Source organism: Breznakibacter xylanolyticus, from assembly GCF_003254275.1.
In the GTDB taxonomy this organism is placed as follows: Bacteria; Bacteroidota; Bacteroidia; order Bacteroidales; family Marinilabiliaceae; genus Breznakibacter; species Breznakibacter xylanolyticus.
The window spans coordinates 23350-42892 of sequence record NZ_QKZK01000032.1 but is presented as its reverse complement, the minus strand read 5'-3'; the positions used below and the strand labels follow the sequence as shown (position 1 = coordinate 42892).

Here is a 19543-nt window from a genome sequence, read left to right as displayed (position 1 = left end):
CCATGGCTCATCTGCATCTGGGATTGTTGGCCTATTGGCTGGTAAACACGATCCGACATCAACTAAAGCCACATGGCATCAATAGCGGTTGGCGTGAGATCGTTCGTACCATGAACACCCAAAAAGCGGTGACCACATTGGCGCAAAATCAGCAGGATCAAGTAATCATGATTCGTCGATGCTCTGAGCCAAACCAAAATGTCCGCAAGCTTTACGATGCCCTAAAATACAAATACGCTCCCTTTACAAAGCGAAAATCTGTAGTACACAAATCGGAACTTGAAAATGAACAATTCATTGAAATACAGGCGATGGCTTTGGGATAGCTGCAAAGTGGGTTAAGGAATAACGCTTAAAATATCCGGATTTTTTGACATTAATGTAGATTTTTGAATGATAATTTAATAAGTATAGCAATGATTGTTCTGGGGGATAGTTTTGTTAATTTCTGATTGTAACAACATTTGTCTTTTCGGAATCACTCTTCAATCCTTTGTGTTAAAAAGGATTTTTCGTTTTTATCCTGCTGCGCAGTTGCCCGATTGGATCACGACACCTCTATCTCTCCGCCATACCAGCTCATGCTGTAATGCCGTCCCCAATTGGCTTTAGTTGCTTTCACATACGCCCAGCAGCGAGCCGTTTTAAAGCCAAGTGGCATTTTAAATCTGCAGATTCCTTCCTTGCGATATACGCCATCGAGCCTTAATGCGCGGTGCCAGTTGTCGCCTCATAATACGGGTATCACCTTGTCGTATGCATGGGCACCATCAATTGCTGACGTATCCCATTTGAGTTCAAATAAATCTTCGTTTTTGCTGATTGATAATCCGGGGGGGAGTACAGCATTCCCATAACTGATGATTGCTTGATGAAGGTCAATGGTCACATCGGGATATCCTCCCTTCATGGAAAACCCCATATTGTAAGACATGGCAGCACTATGCCCGCTCTTTTTGCCTCCAAATGTGGTAAATGTTTCATTCACAATATCCCGAAAGGGTTTCAGAAATCGACTGGCGGCACTAAACCGCATGCGATGTTGTTGCTGAGCAGGAGTTTGGGGGTTAAGCACATCTGAAGGTTTGGTCCGTACCAGCTTCTGTCCCTGTGATTCATAAAATATCAAATTGCCAATGGCGCCTTTGATGTTGTTTTGCGATGATAATCGTGCCATATATATAATGTTTAAGGTTTGAATTTACGGGTTACAATGCTCGATGACCTGTTCTTTCCCTCCACACACTTAGATCCTTCATATCAGTCACATGATTACATCGAGATAAATCTAAGAAATTTATTAATAATTTCTTAGGTATTTCCGTGTTTAGCTCAGAGATAATAGAGAGAAAACACGGAGAAGACACGGAGATGCCTCGAACATGGATGCTTGTTAGACTATCGCAATTCTGTGTGTAATGTAGCAAATTAATGAGACTGGAGCCTGTTCGTAGACTTCTGACTTCTTAAAAATACAAATTTCGAGTTGAATAATGCATTCAAGCATCAAAAGGTTCATTGTAAATCAGTAGCGTTAACGAAATGAGATGTTTAAGAGTTTTTTAAAACTTTTCAGCCCTTAAGCAGATAATCTCGGTAGGATGAAGGGGAAAATGTTTTGTTTTGCCCCATACCGGGCAAAAGACCAACCAACCGGTTGCTTGCGGCCGATCATTTTTCACTACGGGAAAATTCCAAACATCGTCTAAGAATTTGTTATTTATGCCCAGCGCCAAGAACTCTTTTATTGAGATTATTTGTGTAGCCATTCTTAATGTTGTGAATATAATTCTCAACTCTTGATTCGCATTTCTATCACAACAACTTCAAATTCGTATGATTTGCGGGCAAGAAATAGAAATACAAATATATTAAATGATTAACACATGAAACGTGCCTTGAGTATCGCCAGATCGACGAAGTCAAAGCCTCACTCACAACCAAGAATCGCAGATCTGCGAAACCAATGATTATTGGCAAGTTCCATTGAAACAACCAGGACAATCACCAATCGACACACAGGAAGAAGATTCAAAATCCTCATTGTTTTGCGTCTTGAGACTCATGTCTTAATACTTTCTTAGGTTGAATCATCAGATGTCTGTTGGAGATCTTCTGTGTTTTCAATATTTTTAATTTTAGCTTTTAATGTTTGTTTTAATGGACAAAAAGCGATAAAATTGTCTATTATAATGGACAATATGACATCGAAAACACTACTGCCACTTCATCGTCGAATGCTATTGGAGATGGGAGAGAATATAAAAATGGCGCGATTGCGGCGTAGGCTGACCACCACGCAGGTTGCCGAGCGTGCTAATATTACCCGAACGACATTGTATGCCATTGAACGAGGGGCTGAGACCGTCAGCATGGGCGCTTATTTTTCGGTGTTGGTTGCTTTGCGTCTGGAGCATGATATTTTATTGTTGGCCAAAGATGATGAATTTGGCCGCAAATTGCAGGATGCTGAGCTGGTTGTGAAAAAAAGAGCTCCCAAAAGAAAGGCTGAACATGAAGGTAAATAAAAATATAAGGCGTGAAATTGAGGTGTATGCCAATTGGGATGAGCAGAAACCTCCTGTATTGATGGGGCGACTATATGCCGAGCCTGTTCGTGGAAATGAGATCTTTTCTTTTGAATACGATAAATCGTATTTGAAGGATGGCATGGCCTCGGTTCTCGATCCGGATCTTCGATTGTATGGTGGTACGCAATATCTTGCACAAGGGAAAGAGAATTTTGGGTTGTTTTTGGATTCTTCGCCGGATCGCTGGGGGCGATTGTTGATGCGTCGTCGTGAGGCTGCACTGGCTCGTTATGAATCCCGGCCTGAAAGAACCTTGCTGGAGTCTGATTATCTGCTGGGCGTTTTTGATGAGCAGCGGATGGGGGCTTTGCGGTTTAAAACCGATGCAACGGGGCCTTTCCTCAATGATGATGTTCGGTTGTCATCACCGCCATGGATCAGCCTGCGAACCTTGGAAGAGATCAGCCTAAAATTGGAGAACGAGGATGCCGTCGATGACCCTGAATATTTGAAATGGTTAAACATGTTGATTCAACCGGGTTCCTCTTTGGGAGGGGCACGTCCCAAGGCCGGTGTCCATGATCCTGAAGGACATTTGTGGATTGCAAAGTTTCCAAGTCTTTCTGATGGGATAAATATCGGTGCCTGGGAGATGGTTGTTCATCAACTTGCGGTGGCTTCCGGAGTCAATATGGCGCAAGCCCAGATTCATAAATTTTCAAGCCCGTATGATACATTTTTGACCAAGCGATTTGACCGGAAACAGAGTGGGGGGAGAATTCATTTTGCATCTGCCATGACACTATTAGGGTACTCCGATGGAACTGACTTCCATGATGGGGTGAGTTATCTCGAATTGGCTGAGTTTATCATTCAGAATTGCTGTGAAGTAAATGCCGATTTGGAAGAAATGTGGCGTCGGATTGTTTTTCATATTGCGGTGTCCAATACCGATGACCATTTGAGAAATCATGGTTTTTTATTGACGAAAACCGGATGGCGACTCTCTCCCGCTTTTGATATCAACCCGAACCCGGATGGACGTGGATTGAAACTGAATATTTCAGAAAACGATAATTCGCTTGATCTGGAACTGGTCATGAGTGTGAAAGACTATTTCAGAGTGTCGGATAAAAAGGCTGATCAAATCGTCGGAAAAATCAGTGAGTCCGTTTCTCAATGGAAGTCTGTATCCTCTCGTTTGGGCATCTCAAGAAATGAACAGGAGTTGATGGAAAGGGCTTTCGGGCGGGTTTAGTTCAATCTTGATTTTTGATACGTGTTGATTATTAGGTGGTTTTGTTGAATTGTGGCGCACCGCAATCTGTGTAGCATTTATACCAATCCATGTCTCTTTGGTTAAATGTTTCACCTTTGTTCTAATGAAGATGTACTGGTGAAGCATTGGTGAAACAAATATAGAAAAAAGACGAAAATTGTTGAAGTGGTGAAACAACAAACCCCTTTGTTTAAAGGGGTTTGAAGGTGTGCGAAATCTCGCGAATGTCATTTTGTGGAGCTGGAGGGAATCGAACCCTCGTCCAAACCCGGAAGCCATATGCTTTCTACATGTTTATTCTGTCATTGATTTTCGTGTGTGGTCCGGAGGCAGACACCCTAACCACGCCTTAGCTCCTTTAGTTTCACCTGTTGGCCGGAGCTGCCATCAGGCTATTCCCGATTTATCTACACCTCAGTTTCGGGCCGCTTCAGGACATTAGCACCCGGGAGATGTCTCGTCCCCGCACCTAGTGCAGGGATGAAGCTAATCTACTATGATTCGATTAAGCAGCGAGAGCGTAATTGTTTTCGCCAGTTATAAGTTCGAGGCCTGAGATTTAAGAGCGGGAACCACAACGCTCTACATGCTTACATACCACTTTGCCAAGCTGTCAAATCCAGGTCAGCCCCATGGTAATGGTGCAAATATAAGCGAAATGTTGCAAAATGCCAAAGGCGAAAAAAAGCTCCGGAAGTTTGCTTCGCGTTTGCTGATAATCCTGGTGCCATACCATTCAGCAAAGAGAAGAAGACGAAATATTTTTAGACAGAGTCAGAATAAACGCAAAGGCGCGAAGGCGCTGAGTTATTTTGTTACGCCATGCGTTTAAATAACAAAGCAGATAACTCAAACTTGTTATATATTAGGATGAGATGAAGAAAGATATTCAGATGGCATTTAATGGTCTCATCACTCTTTTCTATCTGTCTAATATCTCAATATCTTCTTTTCTCTCTTGTTTTCTCTCTGCATCTTCGACTTAGCATTTCAATTGCTTCAGTTGCGCGATGGTTTCAATCGGGTCGGTTGAGCGGAACACGTAGCTGCCAGCCACCAGCACATCGGCACCGGCTTTGAGTAATCCCGGCGCAGTGTGGTTGTCTACGCCACCATCGACCTGAATGAGTGCCTGTGAATTTTTTTTAAGGATGAGCTCTTTGAGTTGCTCAACTTTGTGGTAGGTGTTTTCGATAAACGATTGACCTCCAAAGCCGGGGTTTACCGACATGAGGAGAACCAGATCTGCTTCGGTGATGATTTCTTCGAGCAAGGAAACGGGCGTGTGTGGGTTGAGGGTGACACCGGCTTTCATGCCTTGTTGTCGAATGGTTTGCAGTGTGCGGTGCAGATGTGGGCAGGCTTCGTAATGCACGTTGAGCCAATCGGCTCCTGCTGCCTTAAAGTCTGCAATGTAGCGGTCGGGTTGCACAATCATCAGATGTACGTCAAAAGGTTTGTTGACCTTTCCTTTTAGCGATTGCAATACCGGCAAGCCGAACGAAATGTTGGGCACAAACATGCCATCCATAATGTCAAGGTGCAGCCAATCGGCTTCGCTGCGGTTGAGCATGTCGAGGTCTGTTTTTAAATCCGCGAAATTGGCGGCGAGTAACGAAGGTGCGATCAAATGGTTCATGATGGTATGTTCAGGTTTGTTTGTGCAAAAATAATGAAAACATGCCATGCTGTTCCCCTGGGCTTTGGCTGTTGCCATAAAAAAAAGGGAATGACATTAAGCCATTCCCATTTTTTATCTGTTTAAAATTAGCTCCCTCATCCCCAAGAGGCACATTGTATTTGTTTCATCATTTTACAGATGATGCCTTTGCACCTTATCGCTCCTAAACGTCTCCACTCATAAACTATCAGTTTGTACTTCCGTCAATCAACATGCTTCTGTATGTTGAAGAATTAGATGTGGCTCGTTCAATATGTTGAAAAAAGAACTAAGACGTATGATGATTTTAATCATCTTCTTGTGTGTCGCTTGGTGACCGTTATGATTGTTTCATCAATTTATGAATTGATGGGGTCGGAGCAATATAAATTTGTAATGAATGACGATTGTGACCTTTTGAATTTGATGTGGATGTATTGGGTTATTGACCTAAATATGAACGCAATACTTTGCTTCTGTAGGTATGTTTAAGGCGTTTGATCCCTTTCTCCTTGATTTGTCGGACGCGTTCACGGGTCAGGTTAAAAAGTTTCCCAATTTCTTCAAGTGAATAGGGAGGCTCGTTACTCAGTCCATAGTAAAGACGAATGATGTCAGCTTCGCGATGGGAGAGGGTCGACAGGCAACGGTCAATCTCTTTGCGCAGAGAGTCGCTCAAAAGGTAAGCATCGGGACTTTCAGTGTCCTGTTCCAAGAGAATGTCATAGAGGGTGTTATCCTCGTCGCGTTTCAAGGGGGCATCCATCGAGACATGGCGCGATGATACCTTAAGAGCATCTTTCACCTCGCCGGCTGCAATTTGCAGCACATCGGCAATTTCATCGCTGGTTGGCTCACGCTGAAACTCTTGTTCCAATCGGGCAAATGTGTTATTTACCTTGTTAATGGCGCCGATTTTATTGAGCGGTAAACGCACAATGCGTGCCTGTTCGGCCAAAGCCTGAAGAATAGATTGACGAATCCACCAAACAGCATACGAGATGAACTTAAAGCCGCGGGTTTCGTCAAAACGTTGTGCAGCCTTGATGAGACCCAGGTTGCCTTCGTTGATTAAATCGGAGAGCGTGAGTCCCTGGTTCTGGTACTGTTTGGCCACCGATACCACGAATCGAAGATTCGAATTGACCAATCGTTCCAGCGATTTGGCATCGCCCTGTCGAATTAGTTTTGCCAATCCGACTTCTTCGTCGGTACTGATGAGCTTGACTTTTCCAATTTCGTGCAGGTATTTGTCCAAAGCCGGAGTCTCCCGGTTGGTCACCTGCTTGGTGATTTTTAACTGTCTCATAATCGGTTTATGTTGGTTTAGGATAAAAAGGACGACAACCCGTTGGCGATTGTCATATTTTAAAATTGCATATTTTTTTACGTTTCCAATTGCAAAAGGATGTTGTTTTTGACGAATTTTTGGTCAATGGCTATTTTTTGTTTGTAAAACTCATGTTGAATGTCTATTTTTGCTCAAAATCCCCTTAGGATATAAGGATGGGGCTACCCATTATGATCTGTTTCCTGTTCGAGGGTCTGGTTTTTTCCTTTTTTTATTCTTTTATTTCTGCTTAATTTCCAAAGTATTTTTATGTACGACATTTTAGAGCTAAACGAAAAGCTCCTGCCTGATTTAAGGCAAATTGCCAAAGATTTGAACATCAAACGAGTTGAGTCTTTTAAAAAACAAGAGTTGATTTATAAAATTCTTGATGAACAAGCCATTCAGGCTTCTGTTGAAAAGAAACCCGAACGCAATAATGACCAGCGAAATGCCACCGCTCGCCGTGGACGTCCTCCAAAAAATAAAATTAACGAAACGCTTGCTGCCAGTGCTGTTGAAATAAAAGATTCAACCGTCATTGACGAAAATGCACCTGTTGTTGAGTCTGTTGAAGCTGCTGAATCGGTGAGTGAGCCGGTTGTTGCTGAAACGACTCCTGATGAAACAATTTCCGTTACTCCTGTTGACGAGAAACCCCGCAAAGTCCTCGAAATTCGCAAGTTGCCACTCATTAAGAAAAATGTGGTGGTTGAGAAGGTGGATATGTTGGAGGATACCGTTGATGAACCCATCGCAGGCATTGATGATGTTGTGTCGAATGCAGATGCAAACCCAGACACTGTTGTTGGGGTGGCACCAGCCGATGAAGTAGTTGTTCGTGAAGAACGGTCGCTTACGGTGGGTCGAAAAAACCAAAATGCCAATGTTGAACGTCAGCCGCGTCAGCAACGTAAAGAAGAAAAAACATACGAATTTGAAGGCATTGTTACTGCTACCGGAGTTTTGGAAATAATGCCCGATGGATATGGCTTTTTGCGATCATCGGATTATAATTATCTGAACTCACCTGATGATGTGTATGTATCTCAATCACAGATTAAATTGCTGGGGTTGAAAACCGGTGATACCATTGTTGGTGGCATTCGTCCTCCCAAAGAAGGTGAGAAATATTTCCCGCTCATTAAGGTTGAGCAAATCAACGGTCGCACGCCTGATTATGTGCGTGATCGATTGTCATTTGACCATTTGACGCCAATATTCCCCAATGAAAAGTTTAATCTTACCGGAGGGCGTCGTCCCGGTTTGTCAGTTCGTGTGGTCGATTTGTTCGCACCCATTGGAAAAGGTCAGCGTGGTTTAATTGTTGCGCAGCCAAAAACCGGTAAGACCATGTTGCTTAAGGATATTGCCAATGCAATTGCAGCCAACCATCCCGAGGTGTACATGATTATCCTGCTCATTGATGAACGTCCCGAAGAGGTGACCGATATGGCTCGCAGCGTCAATGCCGAGGTGATTGCCTCGACCTTTGATGAGCCTGCCGAGCGTCATGTCAAAGTGGCCAATATCGTGTTAGAGAAGGCTAAGCGTATGGTCGAGTGTGGTCATGATGTGGTGATTTTGCTTGACTCCATCACTCGTTTGGCTCGTGCATACAATACTGTTTCACCGGCATCCGGTAAGGTGCTGTCTGGTGGTGTGGATGCCAATGCGTTGCACAAACCTAAACGTTTCTTTGGTGCAGCTCGTAATATCGAAGGTGGGGGGTCATTGACCATCCTGGCCACAGCACTGACCGATACGGGATCTAAAATGGACGAAGTGATTTTTGAGGAGTTTAAGGGAACAGGTAACATGGAGTTGCAACTCGATCGTCGTTTGTCTAACAAGCGTATCTTCCCGGCTGTGGATGTGAATTTGTCGAGCACACGTCGCGAAGATTTGTTGCTTGAACAAGATGTCATGAACCGCATTTGGATTCTTCGCAATTATCTTTCTGATATGACTCCGGTTGAGTCCATGGAATTCTTGAGCGACCGCATGTCTAAAACCATGTCTAATGAAGAATTTTTGATTTCGATGAATGCTCGATAATCAGAGCTTGATGATAATTGTCCCGATATCTTTTTGAGGTATCGGGATTTTTTTTGTATGCGATGTTGTTTGGCTGTTTGTTTGTCGATGCCAATTATTTGTTTTTGCATGTTTCTCGACGAATGATTAAATTGAGTATCGAATAAACAGCAAAGTCATGACAAAGAAATTGTTTCAAGTCGATGCTTTTACCTCTGAAGCATTTAAGGGGAATCCGGCCGGAGTGTTGTTGTCTGATACACATTTGGACGAATCGTTTATGCAGCAAATGGCTGCAGAGATGAATTTGTCAGAAACGGCATTTGTGACTCCGGGGGATGATTGTTTTAATATTCGTTTTTTTACACCCTATGCCGAAATCATGTTGTGTGGTCACGCCACATTGGCTGCAGCTGCGGTATTATACGATCAGCGCATGGTGGCGGAGGGTGATCCCATTTTTTTCAAATCATCGCATCATCATCTGTATGTAATGGGCGATCGGCATCATCTTAAAATGGACTTTCCCATTTTAGGTGTTTCATCCGTGCCTGTCACCGAGGATTTTACAGATACGACCGGATTGATGCCCGATGCGCTATATCGGAGTGAACATGGATGGTATTTGGCCTGGATGAAAGGCGTGGAAGATGTGCATCGTGCCCATCCGCGTATTCAGCACATGCGTCATTCAGAATATGGTCATTTGATAGTTGCTTCGCGGCCTCAGCAGCGTGAAGGGTATGATTGTTTTGTAAGGGTGTTTGTGCCGGCATTGGGAATTGACGAAGACCCGGTCACCGGTTCTGCGCAATGCGTTATTGCACCTGTTATGAAAGAGCGTCATGGTTTGGATTATTATACTGTTTTACAGGACTCAAGCCGTTCTGGTACCATGAGTGTTCGTTGTGTGAATGACGAGCGAATTGAAATAGAGGGCAGTGCTGTCATAATTTTTGAAGGCGTGGTTCGTGTCTAGTCTTTATGTTTGTGGCTATGCTTTAGAGGGAAATAGACTTATTGAAATAGGCACTTTGTATATAATCTTAAAGTCCCAACGTGGCGAAAGCGATCACTGCCTGTTTGGTTAAGTGCTGTGTCCAACAACGCTTTCGCCCCTTTGGGGCTTGTTCTTTACCACTCTCTTTTCCTATGGCTACGCCCAGGGCTGTATGATTATGCCCCGTTGGGGCTATGAGGCCAAGCCTTTTTGTAGGCGACTTGACTATATTGTCCATATGCCTATTTCAATAGACTTTTTAATCGCAGAATCTCTTTGGGGTGAACGGTTGTTGATAAATACGATAGTTTTGTGTTGATTCATGCGAATCTTTAGGATTATTAGGAAAAAGAGGCATGCCATTCACTAAAATTGTGAACGACATGCCTACTATATAACTCTTTTGTGTTATCTGCTTTGTTATTTAAACGCATGGCGCAACAAAATAACTCAGCGCCTTCGCGCCTTTGCGTTTATTCTGACTCTGTGATAGATAAATGCGCATGAATTTATCTGTTTAGCATCATGCGAATGCTTTGCCTGAACTAATTATTGAACGGTGATGATGGTGGATAATTTGTTGGCAGCGGCTTTCATTTGTGTCATGAAATATTCAGGATTGTTGAATTGTTCATCCTGATAACTCCAACCACTGAAGAAGTAGTGTTCGGCCGGATTATTATTTGTGGTGTTAATTTCTACCAGGTAGGTTTCGGTAATTCCATCACCGGTCATGCGTGATGTGTAGTTTTTATTAAAACTTGCTTTGGGTGTTAAAAGGCCTAATCCTAGATTTTCCCCCTTGTAGGCTTGAGCGCCATGTGTGCCAAAAATTTTGTAAAGCCCATGTTCGTCACTCATAAGCGCAAGGTCATGCTTGTGAACAATGCCTGTGACAATTTTTTCATTGCCTCGTGGGTTTAATAACCATGTCTGGCTCCGGTAAAAATGTTCTCCTGCATATATGGATATGCGGTGACGGACATCATAGGTGATGCTATCGGCTGTAGGAATGCCTTTAAAAGTAAATTCGAGGATGGTGCGTACAGGGCCTTGGGTAATAAGGTTTACATCTCCTTCGAGACAGGGACCTACGCGATACATTGTGTCGCCTGTGGCAATGGCAATAGCTCCGGCACCAAGCGAGTTAGCCACTTTCAGGATATCCATGCCCCAATTGTCCATTTCGTGGTAGTTTTGGGTGCGAATACCGGCACTGTCGAGCGCCATTTCATTGGTTTTTTTTCCAAAAATATCAATGCCGTTGCGGGCGTCGTAGTAGTTTCGGAATCCCACCAAGTCGTTTTCCCATGCCGGACCTTCCATTTGGTAAATTTCAGAGATGGTAGGGCTATCGTTCGATTTGAGTCTTTTCTCGCCGACGATATCGCGGTAAGGGGGCTGTTGTGAGCCAAATCGATAGTTTGTACGGGTGGGGAATTTGGGGCGTTGATTCTCGTCAATGGCCTTTAATTGCACATGGGTGTTTGCTTTAGCCGGGAGATTCATTAATAATACCATTTCGTCCCATTCTTCGTCACCATTCATGTCGTCGAACTGACAAGGGATGGTGTCGCCAGTGTCGGTGATGGCTAATATTAGCTGACTGTTGCTAAGTTTAGGAAGTTTGTTGGTGATGGTGGTGCGAGGAACCGTCACAGACATGTCTTGCAATGGTTGTTCGCCAGGGTTGGTAATGGTGAGGATGGGGCTTGTGCTGCAAGCTGTCAGCAAACCTGCCAGGGGAATGAGTTTCGAAAGTTTCATTAGCATTAAATATTAGTGTTTGAGTGTCAACACGCAAGTTACTTGAATTGATTAATTCGCCTCCTGTATATCGATATTGAAAGCATGATTCAATTTATTCGTTCGCCATTGGGTAAGCCAAGGAGGGATGAAATTATAATTATCTCGCAGGATTTAGTCCTTTACTCTTGTGAGTGGTAGCGGATAACCGGAGATAAAAACACCCATGATCGGAAGTTATCCGTTCATGGGTGAGTTCAAAATGTCAAATAACGATAGGATTTAAATATCCATTAAATCAGTCAATAATGTCGTTTTCGCCTTTCACATAGCCGAAGTTGGCCAAAATACCACCATCTACGTAAAGCACATGACCGTTGACAAAATCGCTGGCCTTAGAAACTAAGAACAGAGCTGCTTTGGCCACATCTTCGGGTTCTCCCCAACGTCCGGCGGGAGTGCGGGTCATCACCAGGTCGTTGAATGGGTGTCCGTTTTCGCGGATTGGACCAGTTTGTGCGGTGGCAATGTAACCGGGGCCAATGCCATTGATCTGGATGTTGTATTTGGCCCATTCGCAGCACATGTTGGCAGTCAGTAATTTCAAGCCGCCTTTGGCTGCTGCGTAAGCAGACACCGAGTTGCGACCGTACACGCTCATCATCGAGCAGATGTTGATAATTTTACCACTGCGTTTTTTAATCATACCCGGTGCCACGCGTTTGGCCACGATGAGAGGTGCGACCAAATCAACATCAATCACCTGTTGGAAATCGCTGATGGGCATGTCTAAAATAGGAATACGCTTGATGATCCCCGCATTGTTGATGAGGATATCTACTGATCCCAAGTCTTTTTCAATTTGTGAGATCCCTTTGTCAACGTCGGCTTCTTTGGTGACGTCGAACACCAGTGTGTAGACATCCACACCGGCTTTGGCATATTCAATTTTGCAGGCATCGAGTTTCTCTTGCGAGAGGTCGTTGACACAAATTTTGGCACCGGCTTGTCCCAATAATTTACCCATAGCCATTCCAATACCGTGTGTTGCGCCGGTAATGAGGGCGACTTTCCCTTTGAGGTCAAATAATTCCTGAATCATGGTGAGATGTTTATTTTAATTCATTTGGTTGACGAATGTCCATATCGCTGTAATCGAGGTTTTCACCGGCCATCCCCCAAATAAAGGTATAGTTGGATGTTCCGGCGGCACTGTGGATGCTCCATGATGGTGACAATACAGCCTGGTCGTTATTCATAAAAATGTGTCGTGTTTCATCGGGTTGACCCATGAAGTGACAAATGGTTTGATTGGCCGGTACTTCAAAGTAGAAGTAAGCCTCCATGCGTCGGTTGTGTGTGTGAGCAGGCATGGTATTCCAAACGCTGCCTGGTTTCAATTCTGTCATTCCCATTTGTAATTGACAGCTGGGAACCACACTGTTAACAATTAGTTTGTTGATGGTTCTGTGGTTCGACGACTCCAGGCTTCCCATTTCCACCACTTCAGCTTCGGCTTTGGTGACTTTCTTTGAAGGATAAGCATGGTGTGCCGGCGCTGAGTTGATGTATAATTTGGCCGGAACGTTTTTGTCGGTCGATTCAAAGATTACCTCCTTGGTTCCCATCCCAATATAAAGGGCTTCTTTGTATTTGAGCTCATAAACCACGCCATCGGCTGTGATTTTGGCATCTCCACCCACGTTGATGATTCCCATTTCGCGACGACGAAGAAAGAAATCGGCTTTAAGTTCCTCAATGGTTTCGAGTTTGAGCGCTTTGGTTACGGGCATGGCACCCCCAACGATGTAGCGATCGTACATTGAATAAACCAGTGATATCTCATCTTTTTCGAAGAGGGTAGGGATTAAAAATTCTTTGCGGATACGCGTGGTGTCATAGTTTTTAGCATCCTCGGGATGGGAGGCATAGCGAATTTCGTATTTCATCTCTTTTGAAATTAATATGTTGATACTAATGAAGATTGTCTGACAATTAAGCGAACGGGGATGATGTCGGTGTGGTCGTGTGCATTGTCTTTGTTTTCAATCATGTCGATGAGTGCCTGAGCAGCTCTTGTGCCCATTTCAAAGGCATTTTGCTCAACCGATGTGAGAGACGGAGTCATGATTTCAGAAAACGGTTCGTTGGCATAACCCACCACAGCCACTTGCTCGGGGACTGCAATGTTGAGGTTTTTGAGTTCCTGAATGGCTCCAAGGGCTGCATAGTCGCCTGCGCAAAAAATAGCATCGGCATTTAAACTCATAATTTTCCCAATATTCGCAGCACCACCGTCGCGGGTGATGGAGTTGTCGAATACCAGAGCCTGATCGGGTTGGATGCCATGGTCGGTAAGTGCTTGCATGTATCCCCTGAGACGCTCACGATACACATTTAAGTGGGGTGCTCCAGTGAGATGCGCAATGCGCTTGTGTCCCGTCTGAATGAGATGTTTAACCGCCAGATATGCTCCGTTGAAATTGTCGTTAATGACTTTGGGACCATGGACAAGATCGGTGACGCGGTCGAACTGTACCAATGCAATACCCTTGTTTTGCAGGTTATTCAGGTGTTCAAAGTGGGTTGTTTCAGCCGCGATGGATAAAATGATGCCGGCCACGCGATTCTTCATAAAGGCTTGTATCCCTTCTACTTCCTTTTGGTAAAGTTCTTCGGTCTGATAAATAAGAAGGTTGTAGCCGGCAGGATTGACAATGCGTTCAATTCCGCTAATGGCATTGCTAAAGAAATGACGGTTGATACGCGGGATGATGATTCCGATAGAACCACTACTGCCTTTGCGTAACATTGAGGCCATCACGTTTTGATGGTATCCCATTTTTTGAGCCGTTTCTTGTACTTTCTTTTTGGTCTTATCATTTACCCTGGGACTATCGCTCAATGCGCGAGAAACTGTCGATGGGGTAATGCCCAACTCTTTGGCGATATCACTGATGGTTATATTATGAGATTTCATATACAGTTTTGATGCTTACAAAAATACAAACGTTTGTATTAAATGGCTACTAAAAAGTCGTTTAATTTTCAGGAATGTTGTTTGTGTATTCGTAATGTGCATTAATTCAGGCGTATAATCTTGATATTGAAATTCTCTTCGATTGTAAATGTTCATTTTAATGATGGTTTTAATGCCATGAGCGCATGTCTTGAGTCATTCGACTGGATATTTTTTTTAAAATAATTCATTTATTTTATAGATGGATTCAGAATTAAGTCCTATATTGCAGCATCAAATTTTTATTAAAATGAATACAGGAACAGTTAAGTTCTTTAATACAACCAAAGGATTTGGTTTTATTAAAGATGAGTCTTCAGACAAAGAGTACTTTGTACACGTAACCGGTTTGAAAGACACCATTAAAGAAAATGACCAAGTGTCTTTCGAATTGCAAGAAGGACGCAAAGGTTTGAACGCCGTGAATGTAAAACTAGTTTAATTTATATATTACACTAAGTTATTGCAGTATCAGAAGAGCCTTACATTTTTGTAAGGCTTTTTTGTTGTTATACACTAAATGTTTGCTTTGGTCGTTATTTTTGTGATTCAGAGTCAGAATAAACGCTGAGGCGCTCATCGACGTAGTCGTTTGGCTATGCCAAGAAAGGTGCTGAGTAAATTTTAACGCTTTGCGTTTAAATATGATAGCAGATAACTCAAACGAGTTATGTCGTTGTTAGTCTGTAAGGTTTTGGTTCGTTTTTGCGAAATTTGAGGTTTGAAATTTGTTGTCAATGAAGTTTTTTTTGTTTTTTAGTCTGGGGATGTATCTTCTTTTTGCGTCAGGTTGTGCTTCTCGTGGCTCAGCAAGCGGAGGACATAAGGCTTTTGCAGCTGGGGAATATGCCCGTTCAGCCGGGATATATAAAAAAGCATTCTCAAACGAGAAAAATAAATTCACCAAAGGCGAAATAGCCTTTTATATGGGCGAGTCGTATCGACGCATCAATCAGCCCAATAAAGCTGCTGCGGCTTATTCGCGTGCCTTGCGCACGGGATTTGATCACCCTCGGATGCGTCTGTATTATGCGCAGTCGTTATTCAAAGCCGGAAAAGTGAAAGACGCGTTGGCTGAATTTGAAAAGATTCTTGAAAAAAGTCCCAATGATGCTTTGGCGCATGTGGGGCTTGCTTCGTGCAAAATGATTGAGCAACCCGCAAAAGCACCGCGCTGTGACGTGAAAAAATTCGATGCCATTAACTCCAAATTTAGTGATTTTTCACCTGCCTTTTCCATGGAGAGTGAGCCTGAGATTTACTTTTCTTCCATGAGGTCGCTTGCTAAAAAACGTAACATGAGCCGCATTACCGGTCAAGGCGGCGGAGACATATATTATATCTATAAAGATGCCAAGGGAAAATGGACAAAGCCCGAAATTGTTGACGATCCCGTAAGTACCACCTTCGACGAAGGTGCGTTGTCGTTGTCGTTCGATGGGAAAGAGATGTATTTTACCCGTTGTCGCTATGACCAAAGTAAAGTGATTGGGGCGGAGATATTTCGCATGAAACGCAGTGGCGGGCGATGGTCCGAACCCGAGTTGGTTCCCCTTGCCGGTGATAGTCTGGTGGTGGCGCACCCGGCGATTTCTCCGGATGGACTTACCCTTTATTTTGTTTCCGACATGCCCGGCTCGGTGGGAGGGAAGGATATATGGAAAGTGACACGTGCCGATGTTACCAGTGATTGGTCGCAACCTGTGAATGTTGGTGCGCCGGTAAATACTCACGGCGATGAGATGTTTCCCTATGTACGACACGATGGGGTGTTGTTTTTTAGTTCCGATGGACATCCCGGATTTGGCGGACTGGATGTATTTAGGTTGACGGAACAGGAATCCGGACCGGCAGTGGTTGAAAATTTATTGATGCCCATTAATTCCGGAGGGGACGATTTTGGGATTGTTTTTGAACGAGGTGTTGAGAAGGGATTGTTTTCTTCATCGCGTGATAATGTCAAAGGTGTTGATAATATCTATGAGTTTCAGTATCGACCGGTGTCCTTGGTTTTCAAGGGGCGTCTAACCCATGGTGATTCATCGGCGGCTCCTGAAGGTGCATTCGTTCGGGTGGCCGGTAACGATGGTGTTATTAAGAAGTTAGAGGTACAGCCAGACGGTGTATTCACATTCGATATTCAGCCCAATGTTGATTATGTGTTTTTGTGTGGGGCGCCCGGATATTTGAATCATCGTGAGAAATTTACGACCAACGGCGTGGGTGACGATAAAGTATTTGACTTTCGCATTGTGCTCAAACCCCGATAATTGTGTTGTTGGTGATTCGCTGTTTGCAAGATGAACGTAAATGGTTGTTGAGCTCATATTGTTCCATTTTTTCTAACATGCTTCATTTGCAGCAACGATTAATGAGGTGTTAAAACCTTGAATTTGTTTTGTTGTCACATTGTTTTGGCAGATATTTATCAGAATCAAAAGATCTGAGAAATGAGAAGTGATATACGATTTGGAATTCTTGGTACCGGTGGTATTGCCACAAAAATGTCGGAAGCGTTACCATTGGTCGAAGGTGCTACCATGTATGCCGTTGCCTCGCGGTCACAACAGCAAGCCGATGCATTTGCTGTCAGACATGGTTTTGAAAAGGCTTATGGATCATACGAAGCCTTGATAAATGATCCCCATGTGGATGTGGTTTATATTGCCACACCTCATAATTTGCATTTTTCTAATACCATGATGTGCATTGATGCCGGAAAGCATGTCTTGTGCGAAAAACCTTTTGCTGTCAATGCCCGTGAAGTACATCAGATGATTGATCGGGCGCGTGATAAAGGTGTCTTTTTGATGGAGGCCATGTGGAGTCGTTTCTTGCCACATATCATTCATGCTCATGAAATTGTGCAATCGGGTCAATTGGGTGACATCCGACTGTTGGTGGCAGATTTTTGCATCCATCGGCCAATGACGAATCCCAAGGATCGGAAATTTAATCCCGAGCTCATTGGTGGCGCATTGATGGATATTGGGATTTATCCTATGTTTTTGGCCGAGTTTATGTTGGGTAGTCCGCTCGATCAAGTGGCCATGGCCGGTTTGGGGGTGACGGGAGTCGATATGAATTGCAGTGCCGTGTTTCAATATCCCGGTCAGGCGCAAGCAGTTCTTTATAGTTCATTTTTGGCAGAGTCCGGAACCCGTGCCGCTATTTATGGCGAAAAAGGAACGCTCTTGTTTGATGATTTTTGGTTTATGCCCGGGAATTTACGTTTTGTGGATGCTCAAGGAAAAGAAACATCCATACCATTCGAGAAAATTGGAAATGGTTATCAATATGAAGCAGCCGAAGTGGTGCGTTGCATTCGTACCGGGTTACAACAAAGTGAGTTCATGAGTTGGGCTGACAGTATTCGCCTGATTGAACGATTAGACGCCATTCGTCATCAATGCGGTATTGTGTTTCCAGGTCACGATTAGTTATTTTATTGTACAACTCGATAGGAGAGAGATCATACGAGTGCTTTGAGGGGGATGAGATCGAATTCTGAAAGATTCAGTTGGGGGTTGTCTGCAATAAAGCGTTTGTTGATTTGAAATAATTCAGAGTTGAGAGTGTCTTGTTCAATCAGGTTATCGTCGTCAAAAGAATCATCATCAGCCTCTGTGAAGTTGAGTTCACAAATGTTGAGTTCCCATTCCGTCCCTGTTTCGTTCATGCTGAGCAGTGGTAAGCCATGAGTTCGGCAAATGATAGGGCGATGAGGATAAATGGTGCAAGCATGGTTTTTAAGAAATAAACACTTTTCGAGTTCACCAATGGGTTGATCCTTGTTGATTGTCTCAAAATGTTTGTTTAGTTGACCGGCAATGGCAAACCATTCAACAGGAAATACCCGAAAACTAAAACAACACTGATCGCATCCTTTTGCACAATGTAAGTGAGGTTGGTATATTTTTTCTAAGCGAGTGACTGTTTGGTCGATTTGCTGGCGAAAATTGAGGTATTCCGTGATGGCTGTGTGATTCATTGCAATAATAAATATCTGATTTTTATAGCCTGTGCTATTATGTCGTTTAGTTTGTGATGGAACTCCCCCATGGTCATCTTCTGGTGTGTCGAGGTGTTATACATGGCTCGTTTGATGTCTTCATTATTGCCAATGTATCGGGGATATTTCTACGGTACAAGCAATGTCTGTCCAATGGAAAGGATAGATCTGACGGTGATGTTGTTCAATTCGCAGATGTGAGAGATGGTCACGCCATAGCGTTTGGCGATGGAATAAAGGGTATCTCCCTTTTGAACTTTGTGTGATTTAGTTTCAGATGATGTGCTTTGGGCTGACGCTATCTGTGTTTCCGGCTCTGTAGCAGATGTTTTGATGCTGTTTTTTTGTGATGGGGACACAATGTGTCTTGCCAAAAATGAATTGTTTTCGAAATCGAAAATTTGTTGAGCGTTAATGGGTTTGCCGTTTACCCGTACTTCAAAATGAAGATGGGTTGTGGTGGCTCTGCCGGTTGAACCGCCTAGTCCGAGTACTTCCCCGGCTTTGATTGTTTGTCCTTTTTTAACCAGTATTTTCGAGAGATGGCTGTAGTAAGTTGTAATGCCTTGCGCATGCTCAACAGTGACCAGGAGGCCATAACCATAGTGCGGAGCAGCAATGTTGACAGTCCCGTCAAATGCACTGACCACAGTGTCTCCTTTTGCCAGTTTGATGTCGGTGCCGGTGTGCATTCGAGAGCCGCGAGGGCCAAACTTGCTGATGACTTTCCCCTGAAAAGGAATGCACATTTCTCCATATAATTCAGGCGTCAATTGAATGGCGCCTTGTGGTATTGAAACTGTATCGTTTTGTGCAATGATTGGTGTGCAAGCAAAGGCGATAAACAGGAATAAAATTGTGAATGATTTCATGATTAAGGTCATTTTGTTCGGCAAAATAACATATTAATGATGAAAAATCAAAAGGAA

General features: G+C 43.6%; 17 protein-coding genes, 1 other RNA gene and 1 pseudogene. 8 read left to right on the top strand and 11 right to left on the bottom strand.

The window, feature by feature from the left end:
- Nucleotides 1–326: pseudogene (locus tag LX69_RS14405) on the top strand (IS1634 family transposase); the annotation flags it as partial.
- Between the two features lie 404 nt (nt 327–730).
- Here the strand turns inward: LX69_RS14405 and LX69_RS14400 are convergent.
- Entirely contained in the window at nt 731–1177 is a 447-nt protein-coding gene (locus LX69_RS14400) for a DUF6266 family protein (RefSeq protein ID WP_111446746.1), read from the bottom strand.
- Nucleotides 1178–1562: 385 nt separating this feature from the next.
- The gene (locus LX69_RS14395; protein ID WP_111446745.1) at nt 1563–1769 is read right to left on the bottom strand and encodes a hypothetical protein; all 207 of its coding nucleotides are present in this window, start codon (nt 1767–1769) and stop codon (nt 1563–1565) included.
- Between the two features lie 432 nt (nt 1770–2201).
- Between LX69_RS14395 and LX69_RS14390 the strand changes: the two genes are divergently transcribed.
- Together LX69_RS14390 and LX69_RS14385 are read left to right on the top strand one after the other, a co-directional pair.
- Nucleotides 2202–2528 (top strand): helix-turn-helix transcriptional regulator, encoded by a 327-nt coding sequence (locus tag LX69_RS14390; RefSeq protein WP_111446751.1) that lies wholly within the window; start codon nt 2202–2204, stop codon nt 2526–2528.
- A gap of 22 nt (nt 2529–2550) precedes the next feature.
- Nucleotides 2551–3789 carry a type II toxin-antitoxin system HipA family toxin gene (locus tag LX69_RS14385; RefSeq protein WP_221621369.1) on the top strand — a complete coding sequence of 413 codons (1239 nt, stop codon included), beginning with the start codon at nt 2551–2553 and terminating at the stop codon, nt 3787–3789.
- A gap of 253 nt (nt 3790–4042) precedes the next feature.
- Here LX69_RS14385 and ssrA read toward each other — a convergent pair.
- The 3 genes from ssrA to LX69_RS14370 form a co-directional block, all read right to left on the bottom strand.
- Nucleotides 4043–4442, bottom strand: a transfer-messenger RNA (tmRNA) gene (gene ssrA, locus LX69_RS14380).
- A gap of 350 nt (nt 4443–4792) precedes the next feature.
- On the bottom strand, nt 4793–5449 hold the full coding sequence (gene rpe / locus LX69_RS14375; protein ID WP_111446750.1) for a ribulose-phosphate 3-epimerase: 657 nt from the start codon (nt 5447–5449) through the stop codon (nt 4793–4795).
- Nucleotides 5450–5912: 463 nt separating this feature from the next.
- Nucleotides 5913–6779: a sigma-70 family RNA polymerase sigma factor gene (locus LX69_RS14370; RefSeq protein WP_111446744.1), complete on the bottom strand. Its 867-nt coding sequence runs from the start codon at nt 6777–6779 to the stop codon at nt 5913–5915.
- A gap of 291 nt (nt 6780–7070) precedes the next feature.
- On the opposite strand from LX69_RS14370, the gene rho reads away from it, so the two are divergent.
- Together rho and LX69_RS14360 are read left to right on the top strand one after the other, a co-directional pair.
- Nucleotides 7071–8858, top strand: coding sequence for a transcription termination factor Rho (gene rho, locus LX69_RS14365; protein ID WP_185741719.1), 1788 nt, complete (start codon nt 7071–7073; stop codon nt 8856–8858).
- Between the two features lie 157 nt (nt 8859–9015).
- Complete coding sequence (locus LX69_RS14360; protein WP_111446742.1) at nt 9016–9816, top strand: PhzF family phenazine biosynthesis protein; 801 nt, start codon at nt 9016–9018, stop codon at nt 9814–9816.
- A 570-nt stretch (nt 9817–10386) separates the two neighbouring features.
- Here the strand turns inward: LX69_RS14360 and LX69_RS14350 are convergent.
- The 4 genes from LX69_RS14350 to LX69_RS14335 all read right to left on the bottom strand — a co-directional run bounded on the left by LX69_RS14350 (nt 10387) and on the right by LX69_RS14335 (nt 14563).
- Entirely contained in the window at nt 10387–11604 is a 1218-nt protein-coding gene (locus LX69_RS14350) for a DUF4861 family protein (protein ID WP_111446740.1), read from the bottom strand.
- A 277-nt stretch (nt 11605–11881) separates the two neighbouring features.
- Complete coding sequence (locus LX69_RS14345; protein ID WP_111446739.1) at nt 11882–12685, bottom strand: gluconate 5-dehydrogenase; 804 nt, start codon at nt 12683–12685, stop codon at nt 11882–11884.
- Between the two features lie 10 nt (nt 12686–12695).
- Nucleotides 12696–13532 carry a 5-dehydro-4-deoxy-D-glucuronate isomerase gene (gene kduI, locus LX69_RS14340; RefSeq protein WP_111446738.1) on the bottom strand — a complete coding sequence of 279 codons (837 nt, stop codon included), beginning with the start codon at nt 13530–13532 and terminating at the stop codon, nt 12696–12698.
- Nucleotides 13533–13543: 11 nt separating this feature from the next.
- The gene (locus LX69_RS14335) at nt 13544–14563 is read right to left on the bottom strand and encodes a LacI family DNA-binding transcriptional regulator (RefSeq protein ID WP_111446737.1); all 1020 of its coding nucleotides are present in this window, start codon (nt 14561–14563) and stop codon (nt 13544–13546) included.
- Nucleotides 14564–14804: 241 nt separating this feature from the next.
- Here LX69_RS14335 and LX69_RS14330 point away from each other — a divergent pair, with 241 nt between their 5' ends.
- The 3 genes from LX69_RS14330 to LX69_RS14320 all read left to right on the top strand — a co-directional run bounded on the left by LX69_RS14330 (nt 14805) and on the right by LX69_RS14320 (nt 18042).
- The gene (locus LX69_RS14330; RefSeq protein ID WP_317046408.1) at nt 14805–15044 is read left to right on the top strand and encodes a cold-shock protein; all 240 of its coding nucleotides are present in this window, start codon (nt 14805–14807) and stop codon (nt 15042–15044) included.
- A 295-nt stretch (nt 15045–15339) separates the two neighbouring features.
- Nucleotides 15340–16872: a tetratricopeptide repeat protein gene (locus tag LX69_RS14325; protein ID WP_111446736.1), complete on the top strand. Its 1533-nt coding sequence runs from the start codon at nt 15340–15342 to the stop codon at nt 16870–16872.
- Between the two features lie 180 nt (nt 16873–17052).
- On the top strand, nt 17053–18042 hold the full coding sequence (locus tag LX69_RS14320; RefSeq protein WP_111446735.1) for a Gfo/Idh/MocA family protein: 990 nt from the start codon (nt 17053–17055) through the stop codon (nt 18040–18042).
- A 32-nt stretch (nt 18043–18074) separates the two neighbouring features.
- Here the strand turns inward: LX69_RS14320 and LX69_RS14315 are convergent, their stop codons facing one another.
- Both LX69_RS14315 and LX69_RS18300 read right to left on the bottom strand, forming a co-directional pair.
- Nucleotides 18075–18593, bottom strand: coding sequence for a YkgJ family cysteine cluster protein (locus tag LX69_RS14315; RefSeq protein WP_111446734.1), 519 nt, complete (start codon nt 18591–18593; stop codon nt 18075–18077).
- Nucleotides 18594–18742: 149 nt separating this feature from the next.
- Nucleotides 18743–19486, bottom strand: coding sequence for a M23 family metallopeptidase (locus tag LX69_RS18300; RefSeq protein ID WP_170124411.1), 744 nt, complete (start codon nt 19484–19486; stop codon nt 18743–18745).
- Between the last annotated feature and the right edge of the window lie 57 nt (nt 19487–19543).

Excerpts from the sequence above, each read along its gene's own strand:
- LX69_RS14400 (WP_111446746.1), bottom strand. The coding sequence starts at position 1,177 with ATGGCACGATTATCATCGCAAAACAACATCAAAGGCGCCATTGGCAAT.
- LX69_RS14395 (WP_111446745.1), bottom strand. The coding sequence starts at position 1,769 with ATGGCTACACAAATAATCTCAATAAAAGAGTTCTTGGCGCTGGGCATA.
- LX69_RS14390 (WP_111446751.1), top strand. The coding sequence starts at position 2,202 with ATGACATCGAAAACACTACTGCCACTTCATCGTCGAATGCTATTGGAG.
- rpe (WP_111446750.1), bottom strand. The coding sequence starts at position 5,449 with ATGAACCATTTGATCGCACCTTCGTTACTCGCCGCCAATTTCGCGGAT.
- LX69_RS14370 (WP_111446744.1), bottom strand. The coding sequence starts at position 6,779 with ATGAGACAGTTAAAAATCACCAAGCAGGTGACCAACCGGGAGACTCCG.
- rho (WP_185741719.1), top strand. The coding sequence starts at position 7,071 with ATGTACGACATTTTAGAGCTAAACGAAAAGCTCCTGCCTGATTTAAGG.
- LX69_RS14360 (WP_111446742.1), top strand. The coding sequence starts at position 9,016 with ATGACAAAGAAATTGTTTCAAGTCGATGCTTTTACCTCTGAAGCATTT.
- LX69_RS14350 (WP_111446740.1), bottom strand. The coding sequence starts at position 11,604 with ATGAAACTTTCGAAACTCATTCCCCTGGCAGGTTTGCTGACAGCTTGC.
- LX69_RS14345 (WP_111446739.1), bottom strand. The coding sequence starts at position 12,685 with ATGATTCAGGAATTATTTGACCTCAAAGGGAAAGTCGCCCTCATTACC.
- kduI (WP_111446738.1), bottom strand. The coding sequence starts at position 13,532 with ATGAAATACGAAATTCGCTATGCCTCCCATCCCGAGGATGCTAAAAAC.
- LX69_RS14335 (WP_111446737.1), bottom strand. The coding sequence starts at position 14,563 with ATGAAATCTCATAATATAACCATCAGTGATATCGCCAAAGAGTTGGGC.
- LX69_RS14330 (WP_317046408.1), top strand. The coding sequence starts at position 14,805 with ATGGATTCAGAATTAAGTCCTATATTGCAGCATCAAATTTTTATTAAA.
- LX69_RS14325 (WP_111446736.1), top strand. The coding sequence starts at position 15,340 with ATGAAGTTTTTTTTGTTTTTTAGTCTGGGGATGTATCTTCTTTTTGCG.
- LX69_RS14320 (WP_111446735.1), top strand. The coding sequence starts at position 17,053 with ATGAGAAGTGATATACGATTTGGAATTCTTGGTACCGGTGGTATTGCC.
- LX69_RS14315 (WP_111446734.1), bottom strand. The coding sequence starts at position 18,593 with ATGAATCACACAGCCATCACGGAATACCTCAATTTTCGCCAGCAAATC.
- LX69_RS18300 (WP_170124411.1), bottom strand. The coding sequence starts at position 19,486 with ATGAAATCATTCACAATTTTATTCCTGTTTATCGCCTTTGCTTGCACA.